Annotated in this window: 1 protein-coding gene; it reads right to left on the bottom strand. The window is 75.9% G+C overall.

Translation table 11 applies throughout. The features are described 5' to 3' along the window. Positions 1-602, bottom strand: a 602-nt coding sequence (locus G3I65_RS09055; protein ID WP_309235345.1) for a BTAD domain-containing putative transcriptional regulator, incomplete at its 3' end; no start/stop codon positions are given. Positions 603-781 lie beyond the last annotated feature (179 nt).

Below are 781 nucleotides of genomic sequence, written 5' to 3'. Positions count from 1 at the left end.
GCCGGGCGCCCGTCGAGGTAGAGCGCCTCGATCCGCTGCGCGGCCGCGCGTTCCCCGCCCGCGGCCCCAGTCCGGGCGAGCACGTGGGCGTGGGCGCCGGTGCGCAGCCGGAGGTCGTCGCGGTCCAGCTCCGCCGTTTCGCGCTTGCGTTCCAGCTCGCCGCGGACGCCGTCGGCCCACGGGGAGTCCAGCTCGCTGAAAGGCTCGCCCCGCCACAGGTCCAGCGCCTCGTCGTAGAGCGCGAGCGCCGCTCGGTCGTCCGCCGTCGCCCTCGCCCGCCGCAGCAGGTCTTCGAACCGGTGCACGTCCACCGCCAGCGGGTCGGCGACGAGGACGTAGCCGCCGCGCTCGCGTTCGATCGCGACGCCGTCCACCGGAGCCAGCAGCCCGCGCAACCGCGAAACGTAGGCGTAGAGGGCATTTCTCGGCTGCCGCGGCGGCCGGTCACCCCAGACGCGGTCGATCAGCCGATCCACCGGCACGGCCCGGCCGGCGTCGAGCAGCAGCGCCGCCAGCACGTCCCGCTGCCGGGCGGGCCCGACGTCGAGCCGGGCGCCGCCGGCCACGACCTCGACGGTGCCCAGTACCCGCAGTTCCACCACGACGCCCTCCCTGCGTTCAGGCCTAGCGGATCGGTGGCGCCGGGACAAGGCTTTCCCGGTGACGCCCGGGTGACGCCGGAGCCGCGCGGCCGTGACGGGCGCGGTGTCATCCTGGGGCCCGATCCCCGTCACGATGGGAAGGGCCGGATGCCCGTTCCGCTGAAGGTGCGCGGTCCCCG

This window comes from Amycolatopsis sp. SID8362 (assembly GCF_010550475.1).
GTDB lineage: Bacteria > Actinomycetota > Actinomycetes > Mycobacteriales > Pseudonocardiaceae > Amycolatopsis > Amycolatopsis eburnea.
Note: the sequence above shows the minus strand (reverse complement) of the source record. Positions and strands in the feature narration are given on the sequence as shown.